This is a genomic window from Mesorhizobium sp. WSM4848 (genome assembly GCF_055811375.1).
The window spans coordinates 73,011-95,256 of record NZ_JBVVPX010000023.1; the positions used below are offsets into that span (position 1 = coordinate 73,011).

Annotated in this window: 18 protein-coding genes; 4 read left to right on the forward strand and 14 right to left on the reverse strand. The window is 62.3% G+C overall.

Annotated features, from left to right (window positions below; translation table 11 throughout):
- Positions 1 to 36: 36 nt before the first annotated feature.
- Both AC0L16_RS20795 and AC0L16_RS20800 read right to left on the reverse strand, forming a co-directional pair.
- Complete coding sequence (locus tag AC0L16_RS20795) at positions 37 to 657, reverse strand: ribonuclease D (RefSeq protein WP_091595541.1); 621 nt, start codon at positions 655 to 657, stop codon at positions 37 to 39.
- A 93-nt stretch (positions 658 to 750) separates the two neighbouring features.
- Entirely contained in the window at positions 751 to 2,136 is a 1,386-nt protein-coding gene (locus AC0L16_RS20800) for a M20/M25/M40 family metallo-hydrolase (protein ID WP_473622932.1), read from the reverse strand.
- 404 nt (positions 2,137 to 2,540) lie between these two features.
- Between AC0L16_RS20800 and polA the strand changes: the two genes are divergently transcribed.
- On the forward strand, positions 2,541 to 5,507 hold the full coding sequence (polA, locus tag AC0L16_RS20805) for a DNA polymerase I (RefSeq protein WP_473622933.1): 2,967 nt from the start codon (positions 2,541 to 2,543) through the stop codon (positions 5,505 to 5,507).
- Between the two features lie 148 nt (positions 5,508 to 5,655).
- On the opposite strand, the gene AC0L16_RS20810 is transcribed toward polA, so the two are convergent.
- From AC0L16_RS20810 to AC0L16_RS20845, 8 genes are all read right to left on the reverse strand, one after another.
- Positions 5,656 to 6,060 (reverse strand): Fur family transcriptional regulator, encoded by a 405-nt coding sequence (locus AC0L16_RS20810; protein WP_473622934.1) that lies wholly within the window; start codon positions 6,058 to 6,060, stop codon positions 5,656 to 5,658.
- Between the two features lie 223 nt (positions 6,061 to 6,283).
- Complete coding sequence (gene mgrA, locus AC0L16_RS20815; protein WP_473622936.1) at positions 6,284 to 7,330, reverse strand: L-glyceraldehyde 3-phosphate reductase; 1,047 nt, start codon at positions 7,328 to 7,330, stop codon at positions 6,284 to 6,286.
- A gap of 150 nt (positions 7,331 to 7,480) precedes the next feature.
- A complete protein-coding gene (locus AC0L16_RS20820) occupies positions 7,481 to 8,644 on the reverse strand; it encodes a Gfo/Idh/MocA family protein (RefSeq protein ID WP_473622937.1) in 1,164 nt (387 codons plus the stop codon).
- A 12-nt stretch (positions 8,645 to 8,656) separates the two neighbouring features.
- A complete protein-coding gene (locus AC0L16_RS20825) occupies positions 8,657 to 9,403 on the reverse strand; it encodes a sugar phosphate isomerase/epimerase family protein (protein WP_473622938.1) in 747 nt (248 codons plus the stop codon).
- Between the two features lie 56 nt (positions 9,404 to 9,459).
- Positions 9,460 to 10,557, reverse strand: a complete 1,098-nt coding sequence (locus AC0L16_RS20830) for an ABC transporter ATP-binding protein (RefSeq protein WP_473622939.1) — start codon at positions 10,555 to 10,557, stop codon at positions 9,460 to 9,462.
- A gap of 2 nt (positions 10,558 to 10,559) precedes the next feature.
- Positions 10,560 to 11,495 carry a carbohydrate ABC transporter permease gene (locus AC0L16_RS20835; protein ID WP_473622940.1) on the reverse strand — a complete coding sequence of 312 codons (936 nt, stop codon included), beginning with the start codon at positions 11,493 to 11,495 and terminating at the stop codon, positions 10,560 to 10,562.
- Entirely contained in the window at positions 11,488 to 12,381 is an 894-nt protein-coding gene (locus AC0L16_RS20840; protein ID WP_473622941.1) for a carbohydrate ABC transporter permease, read from the reverse strand. Before AC0L16_RS20840 ends, AC0L16_RS20835 begins: the two co-directional genes overlap by 8 nt.
- A gap of 126 nt (positions 12,382 to 12,507) precedes the next feature.
- Positions 12,508 to 13,746 carry an ABC transporter substrate-binding protein gene (locus AC0L16_RS20845; RefSeq protein WP_473622942.1) on the reverse strand — a complete coding sequence of 413 codons (1,239 nt, stop codon included), beginning with the start codon at positions 13,744 to 13,746 and terminating at the stop codon, positions 12,508 to 12,510.
- Between the two features lie 403 nt (positions 13,747 to 14,149).
- Between AC0L16_RS20845 and AC0L16_RS20850 the strand changes: the two genes are divergently transcribed.
- Positions 14,150 to 15,199 carry a LacI family transcriptional regulator gene (locus AC0L16_RS20850; RefSeq protein WP_473622943.1) on the forward strand — a complete coding sequence of 350 codons (1,050 nt, stop codon included), beginning with the start codon at positions 14,150 to 14,152 and terminating at the stop codon, positions 15,197 to 15,199.
- Between the two features lie 529 nt (positions 15,200 to 15,728).
- Here the strand turns inward: AC0L16_RS20850 and AC0L16_RS20855 are convergent.
- A complete protein-coding gene (locus tag AC0L16_RS20855) occupies positions 15,729 to 16,592 on the reverse strand; it encodes a ferritin-like domain-containing protein (protein WP_473622944.1) in 864 nt (287 codons plus the stop codon).
- 158 nt (positions 16,593 to 16,750) lie between these two features.
- The gene (locus AC0L16_RS20860) at positions 16,751 to 17,473 is read right to left on the reverse strand and encodes an RNA polymerase sigma factor (protein WP_473622945.1); all 723 of its coding nucleotides are present in this window, start codon (positions 17,471 to 17,473) and stop codon (positions 16,751 to 16,753) included.
- 398 nt (positions 17,474 to 17,871) lie between these two features.
- On the opposite strand from AC0L16_RS20860, the gene AC0L16_RS20865 reads away from it, so the two are divergent.
- On the forward strand, positions 17,872 to 18,519 hold the full coding sequence (locus AC0L16_RS20865) for a class I SAM-dependent methyltransferase (RefSeq protein WP_473622947.1): 648 nt from the start codon (positions 17,872 to 17,874) through the stop codon (positions 18,517 to 18,519).
- 439 nt (positions 18,520 to 18,958) lie between these two features.
- Positions 18,959 to 20,683: a hypothetical protein gene (locus AC0L16_RS20870; protein WP_473622948.1), complete on the forward strand. Its 1,725-nt coding sequence runs from the start codon at positions 18,959 to 18,961 to the stop codon at positions 20,681 to 20,683.
- A gap of 136 nt (positions 20,684 to 20,819) precedes the next feature.
- Here AC0L16_RS20870 and AC0L16_RS20875 read toward each other — a convergent pair whose 3' ends face one another.
- Complete coding sequence (locus AC0L16_RS20875) at positions 20,820 to 21,332, reverse strand: OmpA family protein (protein WP_077380659.1); 513 nt, start codon at positions 21,330 to 21,332, stop codon at positions 20,820 to 20,822.
- A 10-nt stretch (positions 21,333 to 21,342) separates the two neighbouring features.
- Complete coding sequence (locus tag AC0L16_RS20880) at positions 21,343 to 22,002, reverse strand: L,D-transpeptidase (protein WP_473622949.1); 660 nt, start codon at positions 22,000 to 22,002, stop codon at positions 21,343 to 21,345.
- Positions 22,003 to 22,246 lie beyond the last annotated feature (244 nt).

The window sequence follows — 22,246 nt, forward strand, 5'->3', positions numbered from 1 at the left end:
GCCCGATAGAACGTCGAGGCGAACACCTGGTTCCACTTAGCTGTGGGCGAAGATGTCTGCCTCATCCCAGCCCATCAGGTCGAGTTTTGCACGCGTCGGCAGGAAGCGGAAGCAGGCCTCAGCCTCCTTGGTCCGGTTGTCGCGCGCCAGCCGCATCGTCAGCACGTCGCGCAGCTGGTGCAGATAGAGCACGTCGGAAGCTGCATATTCGAGTTGTTCGGGCGACAGCGTCTCCGCCGCCCAGTCCGACGATTGCTGCGCCTTCGACAGGCTGACGCCGAGAAGCTCAAAGCAGATGTCCTTCAGCCCGTGCCGGTCGGTGTAGGTTCGGGTCAGCCGCGAGGCGATCTTGGTGCAGAACACCGGCTCCGGCATGACGCCGAAGGCGTGGTAGAGCACGGCGAGATCGAAGCGGCCGAAATGGAACAGCTTGGTTATGCTGCGGTTCCTGAGCAGGCTGACGAGGTTTGGCGCCTTCTTCTGGCCGGGCGCGATCTGGATGACGTCGGCGGAACCGTCGCCCGGCGAGATTTGCACCACGCAAAGCCGGTCGCGATGCGGGTTCAGCCCCAGCGTCTCCGTGTCGATGGCGACCGCCCCGACGTCGTAGTGCAGGAGCCCCGGCAGGTCGTTCTTGTGGAAGCGGATATCGCTCATCGTTTTCTCCGGTCGCGACGGGGAGCGCGTCGTTCTATCCCGTCCTTGCCGCGATCCGATGAAAAATCAACAGAAAGTTGCAGTCTCGCCCTCTCAGCGTGTCAGCGCGTCGAGAATGCGCGCCCACGAGCGCTGGCCCTTGTGGAAGGAACTCATCTCGTATTTCTCGTTCGGCGAATGGATGCGGTCATCGTCGAGCCCGAAACCGACCAGCAAGGATTCGATGCCGAGATAAGTCTGGAAATCGCCGACCACCGGGATCGAGCCGCCGCTTCCCGTGGTCACCGCCGGCTTCGGCCACTCGTTGGACAGCGCGTCCTTGGCCTTGGCGAGAAATGGCGAGTCGTAGGAAAGCTGGATCGCCGGCGAGCCGCCATGTGGGTGAAAATCGACTGAGCAGTCGGCCGGGATGCGCTCCCTGACGAAGGCCTGGAAAGCGGCGCGGATCTTTTTCGGATTCTGCTTGTGGACGAGGCGGAAAGACACTTTTGCCGAGGCTTCCGCCGCGATCACCGTCTTGAACCCTTTGCCGGTATAGCCACCTAAAATGCCGTTGAACTCGGCAGTCGGCCGCGCCCAGGTGAGTTCGAGCACCGAGCGGCCGTGTTCGCCGGAAGGGATCGACAGGCCGACAGGCCCAAGGAACGTCTCAGCGGTCTCGCCGAGCGCCTCCCACGACTTCAGGATCTGCGAAGGCGTCTCCTCGACACCCTCATAGAATCCGGGAATGGTGACGCGGCCGTCCTTGTCGTGGATGTCGGCCAGGATCCTGGCCAGGATGCGAATCGGATTGGCGGCAGCACCGCCATAGAGACCGGAATGCAGGTCGCGGTCGGCGGCTTTCACCGTGATCTCCTCGCCGACCAGACCGCGCAGCGCGACGCAGATGGACGGTGTATCGCGGTCCCACATGCCGGTGTCGCAGACAAGCGCGAAGTCGGCCTTGAGTTCGGCCGCATTTGCCTCGAGGAACGGCTTCAGCGATGGCGAGCCGGACTCCTCCTCGCCCTCGAACAGAATTGTGATGCGGCACGGCAGCCCGCCATGCACCTGCTTCCAGGCGCGGCAAGCCTCGACGACGGTCATCAGCTGCCCCTTGTCGTCGGCCGAACCACGTCCCGTGATCACCTGGCGGCCGGGCTCGATCTCTTTTACCGAAGGCGCGAACGGGTCGCTTTCCCAGAGCTCGATCGGGTCGACCGGCTGCACGTCGTAATGGCCATAGAACAAGACATGCGGCGCGCCGGCCGGCCCGTCATGGTGCGCCACCACCATCGGATGGCCTGGCGTATCTCGCACGCTGGCGTCGAAGCCGATCAGCTTGAGCTCAGCCACCAACCATTCTGCCGCCTTGCGGCAGTCTGCGGCATAGGATGGATCGGTGGAAATCGACTTGATCCTGAGCAGACCGAACAGGCGCTCCAGGCTCTCGTCGAGATTTTTGTCGAGGCGGTCGAGGACGGGAGAAATTCTGGACATTTTTATCAAGCCTTTCGATTCTGAGCGGCAACCCTAAAGCTGCGAGGCGGAAACGAAAAGCCGGCGGTCGTTGGACCACGGCCACCGAAAGGCAAAAAAATGCCGCCGTGGTGGAGGGGGAACCACGGCGGCCTTTACTCGAAACGATGCGGCAGCCCGGAGAGGGGGGATAGGCTGCCGCAAGTGTCCGGGATAGGCGGGGGACGGGCCTTGCTCCGGACCTCGGCGAAAAATGCCGATGGCGTTTATCTGTGTCTCCGAACGTGGCGATTCAAGGGCACGAAGATTACACTTTCGTAACATACCCGTGATCGGTTCGACGTGTCAGGGATGTGGCCGGAACCGGTGGTTGAGGCCGCCTTTGGCATGGACCACGACGCCGCGTCGCGCTATCCCTTCGTCCCATGAAAAAAGGCGATCATCTGTTCCTTGTCGACGGCTCCGGCTACATCTTTCGTGCCTATCACGCGCTACCGCCACTGACCCGCAAATCCGATGGGCTGCCGACCAGTGCCGTCCTCGGCTTCTGCAACATGGTGTGGAAGCTGACGCAGGACGCCCGCAACACCGATGTCGGCATCGTGCCGACGCATTTCGCCGTCATCTTCGACTATTCGTCGAAAACCTTCCGCAACGACCTCTACCCCGAATACAAGGCCAACCGCTCGGCACCGCCGGAAGATCTGATCCCGCAGTTCGGCCTGATCCGCCAGGCGACCAGGGCCTTCAACCTGCCCTGCCTCGAGACGGAAGGCTACGAGGCCGACGACCTGATCGCCACCTTTTGCCGGCTTGCCTGCGAAGCCGGCGCCGACACCACCATCATCTCCTCCGACAAGGATCTGATGCAGCTGGTCGGCCCTACGGTCGCCATGTACGACCCGATGAAGGACCGCCAGATCGGCGTTCCCGAGGTGATCGAGAAATGGGGCGTGCCGCCGGAAAAAATGATCGACCTGCAGGCGCTGACCGGCGATTCGGTCGATAATGTGCCGGGCGTGCCCGGCATCGGACCGAAGACCGCGGCGCAACTGCTGGAACAGTTCGGCGATCTCGATACGCTGCTCGCCCGTGCCACCGAGATCAAGCAGGACAAGCGCCGCGAATCGATCATCGCCAATGCCGACAAGGCGCGCATCTCGCGTGAACTGGTGACGCTGAAGAACGACGTGCCGGTGAACGGCGGGCTCGATGATTTCGTGTTGCACCCGCCCGACGGACCAAGGCTGATCGGCTTCCTCAAGACGATGGAATTCTCCTCGCTGACCCGCCGCGTGGCGGAAGCGACCGGAACGGAAGCGGCTGACGTCAAATCCGTTCCCGTCATTATCGAGCGCGCCGACACCGCGCATGGTCCCGATATGGGGTTTGGCGTGCCGGCCGCCGCCGGAAGCGCGGCAGGCGCAGTGACAGACGAAGCCGGGGAAGCGGTGCCGGCCACCGTCAAGGTGGAACCCAAGCAAGGCGACACCCCTTCGCTTCTGTCGGCGCTTCGCTACGAGGGCGCCACTGCCAGCAAGATCGACACTAGCGCCTACATCTCCATTCGCGACACTGAAGTGCTGAAGGCATGGGTGGCCGTGGCGATGGAGACCGGCATCGTCGCCTTCGACACCGAGACCAATTCAGCCGATCCGATGCAGGCCGAGCTGATCGGCCTGTCCATCGCCACTGCGCCCGGTCGCGCCGCCTATGTGCCGCTCGCCCACAAAAGTGGCAACGGCGACCTGCTCGGCGGCGGATTGGTCGAAAACCAGATTCCGATCCGTGAGGCGCTTGCCATCCTGAAGCCGTTGCTGGAGGACAGGTCGGTTCTCAAGATCGTTCAGGAGCTGAAATACGACCTCGTCGTGATGAGCCGCCACGGCATCGATATCGCCCCCTTCGATGACACCATGCTGATTTCCTACGTGCTCGACGCAGGCACGTCCGGCGGCCACAGCATGGCGGCTCTGTCGGAAAAGTGGCTCGGCCACTCGACCATTGCCCTCAAGGAACTGGCCGGCTCTGGAAGGAGCTTCGTCGGCTTCGATCAGGTCGACATCGACAAGGCAACGGCCTATGCCGCGGAGCACGCCGATGTCACGCTCAGGCTCTGGCGGGTGCTGAAGCCGCGGCTTGCCGCCAAGGGCCTCGTCTCGGTCTACGAGCGGCTGGAGCGGCCGCTGGTGCCGGTTCTGGCAAGGATGGAGCAGCGCGGCATCTCCGTCGACCGGCAGATCCTGTCGCGGCTCTCCGGCGAGCTGGCACAGGGCGCCGCGCGGCTGGAGGACGAGATCTACCAGCTCGTCGGTGAGCGCATCAATATCGGCTCGCCAAAACAGCTCGGCGACATCCTGTTCGGCAGGATGGGCCTGCCCGGCGGCTCCAAGACCAAGACCGGCCAATGGTCGACCTCGGCGCAGCTTCTGGAAGACCTCGCCGCAGAAGGCCACGAGCTGCCGCGCAAGATCGTCGATTGGCGCCAGCTGACCAAATTGAAATCGACCTATACCGATGCGCTGCCCGGTTTCGTCCATCCCGATACGAAGCGCGTCCACACCTCATACGCGCTTGCCGCAACGACGACGGGCCGGCTGTCGTCCTCCGATCCCAATCTGCAGAACATTCCGGTGCGCACCGTCGAGGGGCGAAAGATCCGGACGGCCTTCATCGCCGACAAGGGCAACAAGCTGGTTTCCGCCGACTACAGCCAGATCGAGCTGCGTGTGCTCGCCCATGTCGCCGAGATCCCGCAGCTCAAGCAGGCGTTTGCCGACGGCGCCGACATCCACGCCATCACCGCCTCGGAGATGTTCAACGTGCCTGTCGAGGGCATGCCCTCGGAGATACGCCGCCGCGCCAAGGCGATCAATTTTGGCATCATCTACGGCATTTCCGCGTTTGGCCTGGCCAACCAGCTGTCGATCCCGCGCGAAGAGGCCGGCGCCTACATCAAGAAATATTTCGAACGTTTCCCGGGCATCCGCGACTACATCGACGCGACCAAGGCCTATGCCCGCGAATACGGCTATGTCGAAACGATCTTCGGCCGCCGCATCCACTATCCGGAGATACGGTCGTCAAATCCGTCAGTCCGTGCCTTCAACGAGCGCGCCTCGATCAACGCCCGGCTGCAGGGCACCGCGGCCGACATCATCCGCCGCGCCATGATACGCATGGACGAAGCGCTGGAAAAGGCGAAGCTTTCCGCCCGCATGCTGCTGCAAGTGCATGACGAACTGGTCTTCGAGACGGCCGAAGCGGAGGTCGAGGCGACGATCCCCGTCGTGCGCCATGTCATGGAGAACGCCGCGATGCCGGCGGTGTCGATGTCAGTGCCGCTGCACGTCGACGCCCGCGCCGCCGACAATTGGGAAGAGGCTCATTAGTGCGCCCCAGCCAGGTGTGTTGTGATTCAGGTCAGGCCGAGTCGAAAATGGTGGCTTCCGAGAACCGGAGCGGAGCGTACGTTTGGGTACGTGAGCACCGGAAGCGCAGGAAGCCACCATTTGCAGGCCGGCTGAATATCAATACACCTTAAGCCGCCTCGGCCAGGCATTTGGCACACGTCCCGCGGAACTCGATCACCGCCTTCTTGGCGGCAAAACCGGTCGAGCGCACCCATTCGTCGAGCCGGTGTCCGACATCATGGTCGGAAAATTCGGTCACCTGCCCGCATGTGTCGCAGATGGCAAAGGCGGTCATCGAATGGCTGTGGTCGTGAGGCTCGGCGCAGGCGACAAAGGAATTGAGGCTTTCGAGCCGGTGCACGAAGCCGGACTTCACCAGCGTGTCGAGCGCGCGATAGACTTGCAGCGGTGCGCGAAAACCCCGCTCGCGCAGCTGGTCGAGCAATGTATAGGCGCTGAGCGGACCACTGGCGGCCTCGAGCTTCTCGAGCACGCACAGCTGGTTTTTTGTCAGCCCATCCCTTGCCGCCATGATCCTGTTTCCAACCCGTTTTGCGCCGGCTGCACGTCCACTTCCGCATGCGAGCGCTTCAATTCCATCCAGATAGCGACGAACCGGCCTTTTTGCTACTGTTTCTGTGTCGGCATGGCCGAGAAGCCGGCCAACTCCGAGCAGACGCAAACTCGATGAAACCGGCGGGAGCAGTCCCCGCGCATCTGTTAGGCTGTGCGTTGCCATCATTTCCGGGTTGGGATCACTTCCGTGGCGGACCCTTGCGCTCGGCGGAGGCGGCCCACAGATTGATGTCGGCTTCGCGTGCGTAGGTGTCGATTTCGGCGAGCTCGGCATCGCTGAAATCGAGCACCTTCAGCGCGCCGACGCAATCCTCGACCTGTTCCGGCCGGCTGGCGCCGATCAGCGCCGAGGTCACCCGGCCCTTGCGCAGCACCCAGGCCAGCGCCATTTGCGCCAGGGTCTGCCCGCGTCGGCCAGCGATGGCGTTCAGCGCCTTGATGTTGGCGATGGTCTTGTCGTTGATAAAAGCCGGCCGCAGCGACTTGCCCTGGCTGGCGCGGCTGCCCTCAGGGATGCCGCCGAGATATTTGTCGGTCAGCATGCCTTGCGCCAGCGGCGTGAACACGATCGAGCCGACGCCGAGCCCCTCCAGCGTGTCGAGCAGACCATCGTCCTCGACCCAGCGGTTGAGCATCGAATAGCTCGGCTGATGGATGACGCAAGGCGTGCCGAGCTGCTTCAATATGTCGGCGGCCTCGCGCGTGCGCTGCGAATTGTAGGAGGAGATGCCGGCATAAAGCGCCTTGCCCGAGCGCACCGCCTGATCGAGCGCACCCATGGTTTCTTCCAGCGGCGTTTCCGGATCGAAGCGGTGCGAATAAAAGATGTCGACATAGTCGAGCCGCATCCGCCTCAAGCTCTGATCGAGACTGGCCAGCACATATTTGCGACCGCCCCACTCGCCATAGGGTCCGGCCCACATCTCATAGCCAGCCTTGGTCGAGATGATCAGCTCGTCGCGAAAAGAGGAGAAATCCGTCCGCAGGATTTCACCGAAAGCCGTCTCCGCCGAACCGGGCGGCGGGCCGTAATTGTTGGCGAGGTCGAAATGTGTGATGCCAAGGTCGAAGGCCTTGCGCGCGATCGCCTGCTTGGTCCGGTGCGGCGTGTCGTCACCGAAATTGTGCCAGAGCCCGAGCGAGATCGCCGGCAATTTCAGGCCGGATCGCCCGCAGCGATTGTAGACCATGTTCTCGTAGCGGTTTTCGGCGGGCACATAGGGCATGGGAGATCCTCAAATCACAAGCGAGCCAGGCAGCTGCCTCCGCGAAAAAAGGGTGGGGCGGCTCTGCCCTCTCCCTTAGCCTCTTGCCGTTCCTATGGGGAGAGGGATCGACGGTAAACAGAACGTGTCGCAATCGCTGAAGCGCTTGCGCTACTTCTTCTTCGCCGAAGGTCCTTTCTTTTTCGCCAACAGCCCTTCCGCGTCCTTGACGCCCAGTGCCGCAGGCCGTTCGCAGGTGGTCTGCATGGCAACGAACTTTCCGCTCGCGCCCGACCGCAACATGCCGGTCATCACATCGACGGCATGCAGCGCCAGTTCCATCGAACAGCGATGCGGCCGTCCTTCCGCGATCGCCAGCGCCATGTCGGCGAGACCGGCGGTGCGGTAATTTGCCATCATGCCGTGCGAGTGCATCTGGTTGGCCACGCCGAACGGATGCTTCCACTTTGGCAACTTCTTGACCGGCTTGGCGGCATCGGTGAAGCGAACGTCGCCGCCGAAGAAATTCGGATCCGGCAAGAACACAGTGCCCAACTCGCCGTAGAGTTCCATCGGCGCGTGGCCATGGCTCCACACATCCCAGCTGGTATTGAGCGTCACCACGGCGCCATTCTCGAACTCCATCACGCCGTGGATCGTCGTCGGCGTGGCGACCAGGACTTTTTCGCCGGCGCGAGGCTTGGACGAGATCGTGCGTTCTGTCGACGGGATCGAAGCGAAGGCCGCCACCTGCTTCAACGGCCCGATCAGCTGGATCAGGTTGGTGATATAGTAGGGTCCGATGTCGAGCACCGGACCAGCGCCAGGCTGGAAGAAGAAGTCCGGATTGGGGTGCCAATGCTCCATCCCATGGTTCATCACATGGCATGTGCCGCTGGTGATCTTGCCGAGCTTGCCACTATCGATCAGGTTGCGGACAAGCTGGTGCGCGCCACCGAGGAAAGTATCAGGCGCCGAGCCGATGCGCAGTCCGTCTCTCTCAGCCAGTTTCTTCAGGTCGAGCCCTTCCTTGACCGACAGCACGAACGGCTTTTCCGAATAGACGTGCTTGCCGGCATCGAGGATCTGTTTCGACACCTCATAGTGGACCGCCGGAACGGTGAGGTTGACGATGATGTCGATGTCGCCGGCCTTGAGCAGCCCTTCGACTGTCTCGGCGCGCAGCTTGAACTCCTTCGCCCGCGCCTTGGCTGCATCCATGTTGATATCCGCGCAGGCGCGCATCTCGATGCCGCGAAACAGCGGCGCAAACGAGAAATACGCCTTCGAGATGTTGCCGCAGCCGATGACGCCGACCCCGAGTTTTTTTGCCATGCTGGTTTACTCCTAATAGGTCTTGGCGGCTGCGATTGAGCGGCGGGCGAAGCGCTCGATGTCGTTGGGGTTGTCCTGTTCCATGACGTAGTATTTGGCGGCGCTCTTGGCGTGCAGCGCCTGGATCAGACCGGCCCAGTCGATCGTCCCGTGGCCGACATCCGACCAGCCGTCCTCGTCGAGGCCCTCGCCTGGCTTGGCGATGTCCTTGACATGGACGGCGGCGATCCGTTTGCCATACTTCTCGATCCAGGGCAGCGGATCGCCGCCGCCGCGCACCACCCAGGCGACGTCCATCTCCCAGTCGATGTCGGGCGCTGCCGCCAGGATATGGTCCTGCGGCACCGAACCGTCGGCAAGCTTTTTGAATTCGAAATCATGGTTGTGCCAGGCAAAGCCGTAGCCGGCCTTTTGAGCCGTCTCGCCGACCTTGGCCAGGCGTTCGCCGAAGCCGCGCCAGCCGGCGGCGTCGGTCGGCCTGCTCTCGGCGACCAGATAGGGGCAGATGAGCAGCGTGATGCCGAGCGCGTCGGCGATTTTGCGCACGCCGTCGAAATCGTTCTCGAGCGCATCGATCGAGAAATGGCCGGTCGACATGGCGAGGCCGTTGTTGTCGAGTTCGGCACGAAACGCCTTGGGATCGTCATAGACGCCGCCGAAGCCCTCGACTTGCGCGTAGCCGAGCTCGCCGAGCATCTTGAGCACCCCTTCCCAAGGTTGGAAATTGCGGGCGCTGTAAAGTTGGAATGACCAATTCATCGTCTCTGTCCGTTCTCTGGGGATGGATGGGCTGGAGGGTGAAATTCTCGGGGGAGTTACAGGCGGGTGCCGGTGGCAGCGTCGAACAGCGAAGCGCGCATCGGGTCAAAACCGATGCTCACGGTGTCGGCGTTGTTTGGCGTGCGTTCAGATGTCACCCGCACGGTGAAATTCTGATTTCCGAGCTTCAGCCAGACCAGCGTGTCGGACCCCATGGGCTCGACGACCACGACGTTTGCCGTGGCTGTGAACGGCCATACAGCGCCGCTGTTGAACGCGACATGCTCGGGCCGGATACCGAACACCGCCGCCCCTGGCACGGGCTCCTTTTCGAAAGCGTAGGTGGCAAGCGGAATCCGCACATCCTCGACGGCGAAGTGCCAAGTGCCATCATTTTTCTCCAGCCGGCCGTCGAGGAAATTCATCGCCGGAGAGCCGAGGAAGCCGGCGACGAAACGGTTGACGGGGCGGTTGTAGATGGTCTGCGGGGCGTCGAGCTGCTGGATGACGCCGCCCTTCATCACCGCGATGCGGTCGGCCAGCGTCATCGCCTCGATCTGGTCGTGGGTGACATAGATCATGGTGTTCTGCAGCTTGCTGTGCAGCAGTTTTATCTCGACCCGCAATTCGGCGCGCAGCTTGGCGTCGAGATTGGAAAGCGGCTCGTCGAACAGGAAGACGTCGACATCGCGCACCAGCGCCCGCCCGATCGCCACACGCTGGCGCTGGCCGCCCGAAAGCGCCGACGGCTTGCGCTGCAGCAATGGCTCGATCTGCAGGATTTCGGCAGCCCTTGCGATGCGCTTGGCGATCTCGTCCCTGGGAATGCCGGCAACGCGCAGCCCGAAGGACAGGTTCTTCTCCACCGTCATCTGCGGGTAGAGCGCATAGGACTGGAACACCATGCCGATGCCACGGTCCTTCGGCTCTTCCCAGGTGACGTTCTTGCCCTTGATGAAGATGCGGCCGTCCGAAACGTCGAGCAGGCCGGCGATGCAGTTGAGCAAGGTCGACTTGCCGCAGCCGGACGGCCCGAGCAGCACGATGAACTCGCCCTCGGCGACATCGATGTTGAGCGTTTCCAGCACCGAAATTGCACCGAAATTTAGCGACAGGTCCTGGATCGAGACGCTGGGATTCTCGAGTCTTGTCATCATCATCCTTTCACCGCGCCGGCGGCGATGCCACGCACGAAAAGTTTGCCGGAAACGAAGTAGACGACGAGCGGTACCAGGCCGGTCAGGATGGTAGCGGCCATGTTGACGTTGTATTCCTTCACGCCTTGCACCGAGTTGACGATGTTGTTGAGCTGCACCGTCATCGGATAGGTGTCGGGGCGGGTGTAGACGACGCCGAACAGGAAGTCGTTCCAGATGCCGGTCACCTGCAGGATGATGGCGACGACGAAGATCGGCAGTGACATCGGCAGCATGATACGGAAATAGATGCCCCAGAAGCCGGCGCCGTCGACGCGCGCCGCCCGGAACAGTTCCTCCGGCATGGAAGTGAAATAGTTGCGGAACAACAATGTCAGGATCGGCATGCCGAAAATGGAATGGACGATCACCAGGCTGCTCAGGCTGCCATAGAGGCCGATCTCGCGCAGGATGATGACGATCGGATAGATCATCACCTGATAGGGGATGAAGGCGCCGACGATCAGGATCACGAAGAAAGTGTCGGCGCCCTTGAAGCGCCAGTTGGCAAGCGCGTAGCCGTTCACCGATGCGATGGCGATCGACAGCACGACCGACGGAACGGTGATGCGCACCGAATTCCAGAAGCCGCGCGAGAGCCCGTCGCAGTTGAGGCCGGTGCAGGCGCTGGACCAGGCCTTCGCCCAAGGCTCGAAGGTGATCTCGAGCGGCGGCGAGAAGATGTTGCCGAGGCGTATCTCCGGCATACCCTTGAGCGATGTCACCACCATCACGTAGAGCGGCAGCAGATAATACAGCGCCACCACGATGAGCGTGCCGTAGAGGAAGATGTTGCGACGCGAGAACACATGCCGCGGCTTCGGCCCTCGCGGCCCGGATGCCTCGAGCCGGATAGAGCCAGTACCGGCAGGCAGGGGAACGGCAAGGTCAGCCACGCTTCTTGCCTCGGAATTCGAGATAGGCCCAGGGAACGATGACGACCACCACCGACAGCAGCATCATGGTCGAGGCAGCAAAACCCTGGCCGAGGTTCTGGGCGAAAAACATGTAGTCATAGACATATTTGGCCGGCACTTCGGAGGCGATGCCGGGACCGCCGCTGGTCTGGGCGACAACCAGGTCATAGACCTTGACGATGCCGGCGGCGATGATGACAAGCGCGGTGATGAAGACCGGCCGCATCATCGGGATGATGATGAACAGATAGGTTTTTAGGGTGGGTATCCCATCCACCCGCGCGGCCTTCCAGATATCCTCGTCGATGCCGCGCAGGCCCGCCAGCATCAGGCACATGATGAGCCCGGTGCCTTGCCAGAGCGCGGCGATCAAGATGCCGTAGATGACGATGTCGGAATCGTAGAGCGGATCGAAGCTGAAGCTTTCCCAGCCGAGGCCGCGCACCACCCCCTGGATTCCGAACTCCGGGTTGAGCAGCCACTGCCAGACCAGACCGGTGACGATGAAGGAGAGCGCGAACGGGTAGAGGAAGATGGTGCGGAACGTGTCCTCGAAGCGGATCTTCTGGTCGAGCAGCGCCGCCAGCATGAAGCCGATGACCAGCGAGAACACCAGCGACAGCACGCCGTAGACCAGCAGGTTCTCGATCGAGACCAGCCAACGCGGCGTCGACCACAGTCGGTAATACTGGTCGAGCCCGACGAAGTTCAGCCGCGGCAGCAGTTTTGAATTGGTGAAGGAATAGAGCACCGTCCACGCGCTGCCGCCGACGAAGATCACCAGTGCGGTGAGGACCATCGGAATAGAGGCGACCTTGGCGTTAAGGTTGCGGAAGAGTTGGTTGGGGCGTTCGCTCTTGCTCATCTGCACAGCCGGGCTGGATCGGGTAAGGCCAAAGGGTTAGGGCCAAGGGTCAAGGCCGAAGGGTCAAGACTTGACCCGGAGCTCCCGGCCCCGCGGCGGGCCGGGAGCGAGCGGTTCGTCGAAAAGTCAGTCCGCTGAGGCAACGATGTCGGCGAAGCGCTTTTGCGCCTCTTCCACGGTCATGTCCGGCTTGGCGAAGAACTCGGAGAAAAGGTCCTCCTTCTGCTTTTGGGTGTCTTGCGACAGCAGCTGGTCCGTCCAGGGCATGACGCTGCCCTTGGCCAGGATGTCGAGCCCTTTCTTCATGCAGTCGTTCGCCACCTTGAGGTCGATATCGCCGCGCACCGGCAGCGAGCCCTTCTTGAGGTTGAAGGCGACCTGCGTCTTGGGATCGAGCAGCGCTTCGGCCAGCGCTTCCTGCGCCTTGGACTTTTCCGCGTCCTGCAGCAGCGGGAAGTAGAAGGCGTCGCCGCCGGTGGCGATGACCTCATTCAGGCCAAGGCCGGGGAGACACGTATAGTCCTTGCCGGCAGTCTGCCCGGCAACCCTAAACTCGCCCTGCGCCCAATCGCCCATGATCTGGCCACCGGCCTTGCCGGAGATGACCAGATTGGTGGCCTGGTTCCAGTCCTGCACATTGGTGTTCTTCGCCATCTTGCGGGCATCGTCCGCAGCCTTGAATACCTTGGCGACCTCGGGCCCGGCGGCGAATTCGGCATCCTTGTCGCGATAGACCTTCAAGAAAGCGTCGGTGCCGCCGACCGCCGTAAGCAACACGTCGAAGGCGCCCGAGGATTGCCAGGGCTGCCCGCCGACCGCGAGCGGTATGATGCCTGCCTTCTCCAGCGCCGGGGCGGCTGCAACATATTCATTCCAATTCTTTGGCACCGGCACACCGGCCTTTTCGAAGGCCGCATTCGACAGCCACAGCCACTGCCAGGAATGAATGTTGACCGGCACGCAATAGATCTTGCCGTCGAGGGTACAGCCGTCGAGCAGGCTCTTCGGCTGTACGATTTCCGCCCACTTGTCCCTGGTGGCCAGCTCGGTCAAATCGCGCATCAGACCGGCCTGCACCAATTCTTCCGCTTGCCGTCCGTGGTTGAACTGGGTGGCGCCCATCGGGTCGCCGCCAGTGATGCGGCTGATCATGATCGGCCGCGCCGTGCCGCCGGAACCGGCGATGGCGCCGTCGACCCAACGGTTGCCTGTCGCGTCGAACGCCTTGGCGAATTCGGCGACCGCCGCCGCCTCGCCGCCCGAAGTCCACCAATGGGTGACTTCCAGATCCGTCGCTGCCGCCGGGCCGGCGAATGGCAGCGCGGTTGTCACCGCCAACGCAGCGGTCATGAATTGGTATTGCATTTCGGCTCCTCCCAGAATCTGAAACGTTACAGATTTTCGATACGGCAATTGTTGGAGGCGCGCAACCCCCGAAGTGGAACAGTTCGGCATTTTTTCGAGCCGCGAACAAACTCGCCGCGCAATGTCCGCCCACTGTACCGCAGCAGGCCAGGTTGCATGGCAAAAATGAATGCTGCAACGCGTGAAATTCGGCAAAACCTTGCTCAGCGGGCAAGTCCTTGCCGACGCACACCGACTTTGCGTCGAACGGAGCGCCGCTCATCCAAGCCAGCTTTTACTGGCCGCTACCCGATGGCAAGTGACAATCTGTAACGTTTCAGTATATAAGGTGCTCATTCGGCGAGCCGAGCCGCCGATTGCCGGCCTGCACGGCAACTGCTATGCGCCTGACGGGCGGGATGAAATGGACAGAGATCAGACGGAAAAAGACGACGAGGCCTCGGGGCTGGGCCGGCCGACGTTGAAGACGCTTGCCTTCATGACCGGGCTGGGCGTCACCACCGTGTCGCGGGCGTTGAAGGACGCACCCGAGATCGGCGCCGAAACAAGACGGCGCGTCCAGCTCGTCGCCAAGCAGATCGGTTACCGCCCCAACCGTGCCGGTGTGCGCCTGCGGACCGGCAAGACCAACGTCATCAGCCTCGTGCTCAACACCGAGCGCGAGATCATGAGCTTTGTCTCGGACATCATCTACGGCGTCTCGGAAGTCCTCGCCGACACACCCTATCACCTGATCGTCACGCCCTATTCACGCACTCAGGATCCCTTGGACCCGATACGTTATCTGGTGGAGACCGGCTCCGCCGACGGCGTCATCATTTCGCGCACCCAGCCGAATGACCCCAGGGCGCGCTACATGCTCGAGCGTGGTATCCCCTTTGCCACGCACGGCCGCACCGACATGGGGCTGATCCACCCCTATCATGATTTCGACAATTACGCGTTCGCGGCCGAGGCTGTGCGCCACCTGGCCGGCATCGGCCGCCGCAGGCTGGCTCTGCTGGCGCCCCCAGTCGAGCTGACCTACCACAGTAATACGCTGAACGGCTTCACCGATGCGCTGAGCGAGGTCGGCGCCAGCGAGATCCCGTTCAACACCGTTTCGGTCGACCATTCGATCGAGCAGATCAGGATGAGGACCGCGCAGCTGATGCGCCGCGACGTCAGGCCCGACGGTTTCGTCAGCAGTGCCGCTGCCGCGACACTCGCCATCGTCGCCGGCATCGAGGACGCCGGCCTCAAGCTCGGCCGGGACGTCGACGTGGTGTCCAAGCAGTCGTCCGACCTGCTGCACCTGTTTCGCAGGGAATTGCTGGTGGTCAACGAAAACTTCCGGCTGGCCGGCGCCGAGCTCGCCCGCTCGGTGTTGGGCTGGATCGGCGGCGCAACACCTGGCTCCTTGCAGAGCCTGAGCAAGCCGACCGGGGTTCTGGCCTATCGCCCTCCCGACTAGAGCGGATACGTTCAAATTGAACTGGGCATCCCGCTCGATCTATTTGTCTTAGCCGCATTTGTGCGACGCCAAGTGATTCCACTTGGCTGCAAAATGCGCGCCGCTGACTGGCAGCCTTGGGCCGAGAGAAGACCGGCAGCTTCGGGCTGCGAATATTCAAGAGCGGACCTTCAGGTTGGTGTGGTATCGTCGTGACCTTCACCTAGGCAGGCGCCTTGCCGCCGGCCATCCAACGTCATCGCTGAATGCCACACCATTTTTGCAGAACTTGATGCACACAACTCATAAGGCGGGAGACCGCAACTTGGTGCGCCGCGAAGTGGGGTGTCTTGGTAAAGCGCCAGCGCCTTTGTTGTCTTTCCCGCTGCCATCAGTCGAGACGTTCAGGATGAAAGGCCGCCGGCGCTGGCAACCGCCGCGCCGGTCACAGAGACTTTCAGGAAACTTGCGGCGAGACAGCACTTGGCTTGAAGCTGCCGATGTCAGGCCGCTCAGTTTCTGGCGGCAATCGTCACTCGTCGCAACTGGCTCAGGTGCTCTTGAGCGTGCCGTTCATCCCTTCCGGATAGAAGCCGCCCTTGCTCACTCCGTCCTTGTTGCTGAGATAGACGATCCGGAGCACCTCCTGTGGCGTTCTGGTGAAGGCGATCGCATCGGGCGTCGAAGGAACGATGTTGGCTTTTCCGTCCACCTGGATCCCCTGGTCCTTATCGTCAGATCCGTCGATTTTGTCTCGGGCATCGGAGACGGCGTTGGCGGCCTTCCAGGCTTCCTTTCCCTTCCGGTATAGCGTAGATCGCGCCATGCCCATGTGGTAGGCCTCGACCGCCAGGATGCCTGCGGCGGCGGCGAGGAAGTCTTTGTTTTTCAGAACCGTCGCCGCACCGGCATAGGCGGTGACGCCGACATCCTCGAACAACATCCCGCCGAGAACGAAGTTCGTTTCGTTGCCGAACGGGTCGAAGTCCGCACCGAGACCAGCTGCCTCCGCAACCGCCTTGAACCCCCCATCGAAATCGATCGCCGGCCGATCGACGGCGTTGGCCCCAAGTATCTTGCGGTAGAAGCGAACGTGCGCGAGTTCGTTTTCCGCGACTTCCTGCATGAATTCGCCGATGGCCGGCGTCTCGAACGAGACTTGCTTTCCACCAACGACGTCGCCGGGCTTCGAACCGACATCGGCTGCGTCGATGCCCATTCCGGTGGTGCCGCGGAGGTAGTATTCAGCCTCCATATATTCGAGGTTGAGCGCAAAGCGGAAAATGTCCTCGTCCGATATGTCCTGTGCCAATACCGGAGAAGGCCGTGCGATTCCGCCGAGTGCCGCTCCGGCACCGAGTACGACAAGTCCCTGAAGCGACTGACGCCGGGATAGGTGAAGTGCGCCCTGCATGGCGGGTCTCCTATGTTTGTTGATTCAACGCCGCTGTCAGCACCGCGGCGCCGAGTGCATTTGCCTGATGATTAGATGGTCCGGGCCGCCAAAATATTCCCGCGTCCCGCTACAACATCCCCGCGAAGGAGCCGACGTAATCTCGGCATGGACGGCGTCTACGTGCGCTCGGTCGCCGTGTTCAACGGATGAGTATCCTTTCGAACCAGGCGGATTGCGAGCCGGTCCAAGACTGATTGCGCGAGGCGGTCACAACGGGCGCCCGCGAAGAGAAACGTATCCGTGAACACGGTGGCGAGCTTGTCCCGCAGCGCCTCGCGGAGCAGCCGGCGTGCGCGATAAAGTCGGGTGCTCACCGTCTGAGGTCGCAATGCCAAGAGAAAAGCCGTTTCCTCAATGCTCATTTCCTCGACGTCTCGCATGACAAAGACGATGCGAAAGGGCTCTGGCAAGCCACCGACGGCTCGCTCCAGGAGGTCGCGGATTTCAGCGAGAGCGGCCGCCTCTTCGGGATCAAGCTTGTGGGCGCTGAACGGAGCGACCATGCCTTCGATGGCTTTCACGTCGACGGTGGGCCGCCTTTTCCGGCGGCGTCCCAGCGCCTCGTTCAGCGCGATCCGGGTGAGCCAGGTCGACAGCTGCGCCTCCGCGCGGAATTCGGCCAGATGGGTGAAGGCGTGGATATAGGTCTCCTGAAGTACGTCCTCGGCCTCGGTGTCGTCATTCAGGACAGCGCGGGCGACCCGGTGAAGCCGCTGATTGTGACGCTTGATGATTAACCAGAATGCGGCGGGGTCACGCAGTCGCGCGTGTTCAACCAGCCCCGCGTCGTCAAGGTCCTCGATCCTCACTGCCTCGGTGGATCCGGTCGGCTTCATCATAGGCGCTCCAGATGCATCAGCTTACCATGAGATAAGCGTTTTCCGGGTTTTCGGTCTGCAGCCCGGTGGAGACTTGGGACTCTAGCGGGCCAGAGGTCTGCTCACCAAGCAAATCGGACCTTGTTGTGGAGCAGTTCCATCTTCCGGTTTTGGCGCCAAGACTTCCAGCATGGTTACCCGCGATATCTGCTTGGTCGAGGTAAAGTTCGGCTCTATGGCCGACATGAGGCGTGCTGCTGACTGGCACCCTGGGCCGGAGCTGACCGTCCGTGATTGGGAGCCATATGGCTAAAGCGGCCGAGCCGCTACCGCCCGAATACCGGAACCACTCACTTGTCCGGTTACGTCGCGTTTAGCTCTGCCATGTAAGCAATTCGGAATCCGGAGGCCGCACGCTAATGTTGGACAACTACGAGGTCGACGGGTTTGGCGTGATCCACCAGATCGACTTCACACCGATCAAGTACGACAAGCAATACATTTCCTATTACGAGGACCTGAGTGACCGGACTATCAAGCTCGGATATCAGCGACTTGGCTGGGTGCTGGGAATCACCGGCGAGATTCCCCGGTCCGTGCTGGAGATTGGATATGGCACGGGCACATTCGTCGAAGCCGCGAAAATAGCCGGGGTCGCCGACTGCGCCGGCTGCGACATCGCCAGGTTTCCGCTGCCCAAGGGCGTCCGCTTTGTCGATTGGGATGAGGCTCTCGCCAGCTCGTGGGATCTCGTCGCCCTGTTCGACGTGCTTGAGCACATCCCGGACCTGGGTTTCCTCGCCCGCCTTCAGGCCCGCTACCTGGCCGTCGCTGTCCCGTATTGCCGCTGGCGCGAGATCGGCACCGCCGGCGACGCTTGGTTCCGGACGTGGCGTATGCGTCTCCCCAATGAGCACCTGCACCATTTCGACCGTGACTCGCTGGTGGCACTCCTCGCACACAGCGGCTTCCAGTGCGTGACGCTGAACTGCTTCGAGGACGGGATTAGACTGCGGCCCGGCGAAGTGGGTCCAAACATTCTGTCCGGCTTCTTTAAAAAGCCATAGGCCAGTTTCCCCGCGGGGTCGACCAAAGCGATAACGCTCGCGCTGTTTTCCCGCCCCAAAACCGACTTGGTCCTTTCTCGTCCGGATTTGATCATGACTGTGCGAAAACGGGCGAGTCAGGTAAGGTTTTGACGGATCGCTTTTCACTAAACTGCCGACGCTCAGCGCCAAACAATGAGCGTCGTGGTTGGGCCGTCTGCTTTTCTTCCGGTTTCGGGCGCGATGGGCAAAAAAGCTTGACGTTCCTCTTGCGACCCGAGTCGGTCAACTGATGGAGGCGCCAGAGCCCCCAAAGGCGGATGATCGACAGTTTTTGAGGTGATCGTAACGAGATTCGTCAACGGGCGGATCCCGAAAGACGGCACTGACCCGAGAACAATAGCTTTATCATTTTTTGAGTCCTGCGCGGTAGGTTCCGCGCATGGGGCTGAAGACTTACTTGATCATCACCGGCGTCGGCGCGTTCGCGGCGCTGACAATGCCATGGCTAGTTATCATCGGCAGTTTCCTGATCATCCCGGGGCTCATCCTCGCGTCGATGCCAACGGCCTTCATGTATGGCGTCGCCTTCGCGCTGTTCCGCTTGCTACTCGGACGTTTCCTTTCAGGGGTTCCTCTGAACGTCATGTCGGGCGCCGCGACGCTGGCACTGTTCTGGACCATCCCCCAGCCAGGCCTCACCTGGGCGAGGGGCATGCTGGCCAGCCTGGAGGAGCCGGACATTCAGTCGAGCGCGCCGATTGCGCTCAAGGGCGACATTCTCCTCGCCCGCCCGTTCGAGGGCCGTTGCGATGCATTGTGCGCGGCCTTGCTCAAGACCCCGGGCGTCACTTCGGTCCGCGTCCAGACCCTTCGCGGTCATCCCAATACCTATCGCGTCGTGCCGGACTCGACGCCCGGCAAACGAAGCACCGTCATCGGGCATGGCCTGCTGGAAGAGCGGCGCTACGATGCCTCCGATCCGCTCGCCCCTCAGCGCGCGCTGGAAGCCGAATGGAACCTGATGTTGTCAGAGGGCAAGGCGCTGCTGCAAAGCGACGACGCCCCCGAACCCGGCTTCACCATCGCGATCGAGGATGGCCCTGCCGTGCCCGATGCCAAGCCCCGATCGGGACGGGTGGATTGGTCGCTCGAACCCTCCGCACCCCACCGCAAGGCGCTCACCATCACCGACGCCGGTGAACAGGTGCTGCTGCGGCAATCGATCCTGTCGATCTTTGCCCCGGCGGCGCCGTTGCTGATCGGGACTTCGGGCGGGATCGAGAACTTCCGGTTCGGCTGGGCGCGTCGGCGGCTCGGTGACGGAACGATGTACGCCGAGATTCCGGTCAACCGGCTGCTACTCGACCACACCAGCGTTTCGCGCGGCGTGAATATGGAAACGACGAAAACGAGAACGCGCGAGGAACTTGACAGAGCGCTCGAGGATCCGCGCAAGCCGATGAGCGATCCCGCGTTCGCGCTCGCCAATCAGTGGATGGACGCGTTCCGCGCGAACGACCAGCCGCTCGGCGAGAGCGACCGGCGTCTGCTGGTTCGCATCCTGGAGGACCCGCGGGTGCGATCCTCAGACGGGCTGTGGGCGATCATCAAACAGGTCGATGGCGACTCCGCCGATCTGCGGCGGCTCGCCGCCCGCCGCTACCTCGCCGCCACCGACAAGAAGGAGGCGCGCCACTGGATCAATGCCCTGGCCGGCCTTCCCTTAGGTGCATACGCCGATCCTCTGCCGGAAGAGCGTGCGATTCTCGCCGATCCGGCGGTCAGCCGCTTTGCCACCGGCCTGATCAAGCGCCAGGGCGACCGCGGCGTCGATGCCGTGCCCGACCTGTTGCGGCTGCTGCGCGAGTACTCCGTCTACGATCCGGGCAAGTATGGCTTCAGCGACCTGACCGTGGCTACCGATGCCGTGCGAAGCGGCTTTCGCCGCATTGGCCACGCGGCCTCTTTCGCGCGGCCTGAGATCGAGCAGCTCCTGGCTTCGCCGGGTCTGGAGTACCGCTACAAGACGCTCGGCCAGGAAGAATGGGACACGCTGCTGGTCGTCCTCGGGAAGCCTGTCGAAACGCTTACCAAGCCGGAAAACCGAAGTGGAACCGACGCGAGCTACCGCGAGCGCGTCGCTCAACGGGCCGCCAAGCCTTACGATCCGCGCCGGGATTGATCGCCGAAACGGGACGAAGAATCTTCGGGGACAGAGCTACGTCCGGCGACTGGATGGATGATGGGCTGGCCCGTTCGGGTGCCGCGCGGTCTGAATGTCCGGATCGTTTCAGTCGATCACAAGCAGAACAGCAGCCCTACGTCTCGTCCCTCTCATCGCGCAAATTAGACACAACGCGGCGGTTCTGCGACCTGCAGGCGGTGTCGGGGCAGTCGCGGACGAGCCTGTCCTTGCCGTAGCCCTTGGCCCACATGCGGTTGCGGTCTATGCCGCCGGCGGCGAGGTAATCCATCACCGCATCGGCGCGCTGCTGCGACAGCGCCGTTTCACTTGCGCCGGGATCGTCGGCGAAACCCTGCAGCTTGAGCAGCCAGCGCGGATGCTTTGCTAACCAGGCGATCTGGGTGTCGAGGGTGGCCTTGGCGACAGAATCGAGCGCGGCCGACCCTTGCGTGAAATAGGTGCGGCGGCCGACATTGAGGATAAAATCCTCCTCGCTGCCCGGCTGCACGTTCTGGAAGCCGGCAACCTCGGTGTTGGTGATGTCGGGCGTCGAAGGGGCCAGCGTGTTGCTGGTCGAGCACGATGCGGCCAGCACCAGCAGGCCGGCGGCGAGCAGCCGGCGCGTGTTTGCAATCATGCGGTTCATAAGGCGCCAATCATTCGACAGGGGTGGAAGCGGGCGCCTGGTCGGCGATGTGCGGCAGGACCTGCACCGCGGTGCCGATCGGGCAGCGCTGGTAGAGGTCGATGATGTCTTCCGGGAACATGCGGATGCAGCCGCTGGAAGCGTCGGTGCCGATGCTCCATGGCTCCAGCGTGCCATGCAGGCGGTAGCCGGTGTCGGCGCCGTTGCGGTGCAGATAGAGCGCGCGCGGCCCGAGCGGATTGTTGGACGCGCCGCCTGCGATCATGTGCGGTAGGTCCGGCTTGCGCTTACGCATTTCGGGGGGCGGGACCCATTGCGGCCACAGCGCGCGGCGGTCGATCGTCGCGCGGCCGTACCATTTGAAGCCGTCCTTGCCGACGCCGACGCCGTAGCGGATGGCGGTCTTGTTTTCCATGATGACGTAGAGGAAGTGGTGGCGCGTATCGACCACGACGGTGCCGACCGGCTCGCTGCTGAAATACTTGACGATCTGGCGATGCCATCTCTTGTCGATCTTGGCGAAGTTGGTCTTGCGATAGACAAAATTGTTGTCGCTGGCGGTACCGGCGAAAAAGGATTTTGCCGCCGCGGCTTGAGCAATATTGCTGGTTGCACCCACCGCGACCAGCGCCAGGCCGCCGAGCACGACACCCCTGCGTGATAAAACCATCGGCAATATTCCCCCCCATGCCAAAAGCCTGGCGGACCATAGGTGAGAATTACTTCGCCTCAAAGTGGAAAATGCTGCGTTGCTTCAGTCCGCCGTGTCCGGCCAGTCGGCAATTTGGCGGCCAGTGACCGAATTGTGACAATCTTGCCGAAGACGAACGTCTAACCTAAACCCATTCCAGGACATTAACCAGATTGGCGCGACTGTTGGGACCGGGCGTAGTTGCGACATTGCCCTATCCGGA

Coding starts and splice junctions, on each gene's coding strand:
- AC0L16_RS20795 (WP_091595541.1), bottom strand. CDS start 657: ATGAGCGATATCCGCTTCCACAAGAACGACCTGCCGGGGCTCCTGCAC.
- AC0L16_RS20800 (WP_473622932.1), bottom strand. CDS start 2,136: ATGTCCAGAATTTCTCCCGTCCTCGACCGCCTCGACAAAAATCTCGAC.
- polA (WP_473622933.1), top strand. CDS start 2,541: ATGAAAAAAGGCGATCATCTGTTCCTTGTCGACGGCTCCGGCTACATC.
- AC0L16_RS20810 (WP_473622934.1), bottom strand. CDS start 6,060: ATGGCGGCAAGGGATGGGCTGACAAAAAACCAGCTGTGCGTGCTCGAG.
- mgrA (WP_473622936.1), bottom strand. CDS start 7,330: ATGCCCTATGTGCCCGCCGAAAACCGCTACGAGAACATGGTCTACAAT.
- AC0L16_RS20820 (WP_473622937.1), bottom strand. CDS start 8,644: ATGGCAAAAAAACTCGGGGTCGGCGTCATCGGCTGCGGCAACATCTCG.
- AC0L16_RS20825 (WP_473622938.1), bottom strand. CDS start 9,403: ATGAATTGGTCATTCCAACTTTACAGCGCCCGCAATTTCCAACCTTGG.
- AC0L16_RS20830 (WP_473622939.1), bottom strand. CDS start 10,557: ATGACAAGACTCGAGAATCCCAGCGTCTCGATCCAGGACCTGTCGCTA.
- AC0L16_RS20840 (WP_473622941.1), bottom strand. CDS start 12,381: ATGAGCAAGAGCGAACGCCCCAACCAACTCTTCCGCAACCTTAACGCC.
- AC0L16_RS20845 (WP_473622942.1), bottom strand. CDS start 13,746: ATGCAATACCAATTCATGACCGCTGCGTTGGCGGTGACAACCGCGCTG.
- AC0L16_RS20850 (WP_473622943.1), top strand. CDS start 14,150: ATGGACAGAGATCAGACGGAAAAAGACGACGAGGCCTCGGGGCTGGGC.
- AC0L16_RS20855 (WP_473622944.1), bottom strand. CDS start 16,592: ATGCAGGGCGCACTTCACCTATCCCGGCGTCAGTCGCTTCAGGGACTT.
- AC0L16_RS20860 (WP_473622945.1), bottom strand. CDS start 17,473: ATGATGAAGCCGACCGGATCCACCGAGGCAGTGAGGATCGAGGACCTT.
- AC0L16_RS20865 (WP_473622947.1), top strand. CDS start 17,872: ATGTTGGACAACTACGAGGTCGACGGGTTTGGCGTGATCCACCAGATC.
- AC0L16_RS20875 (WP_077380659.1), bottom strand. CDS start 21,332: ATGAACCGCATGATTGCAAACACGCGCCGGCTGCTCGCCGCCGGCCTG.
- AC0L16_RS20880 (WP_473622949.1), bottom strand. CDS start 22,002: ATGGTTTTATCACGCAGGGGTGTCGTGCTCGGCGGCCTGGCGCTGGTC.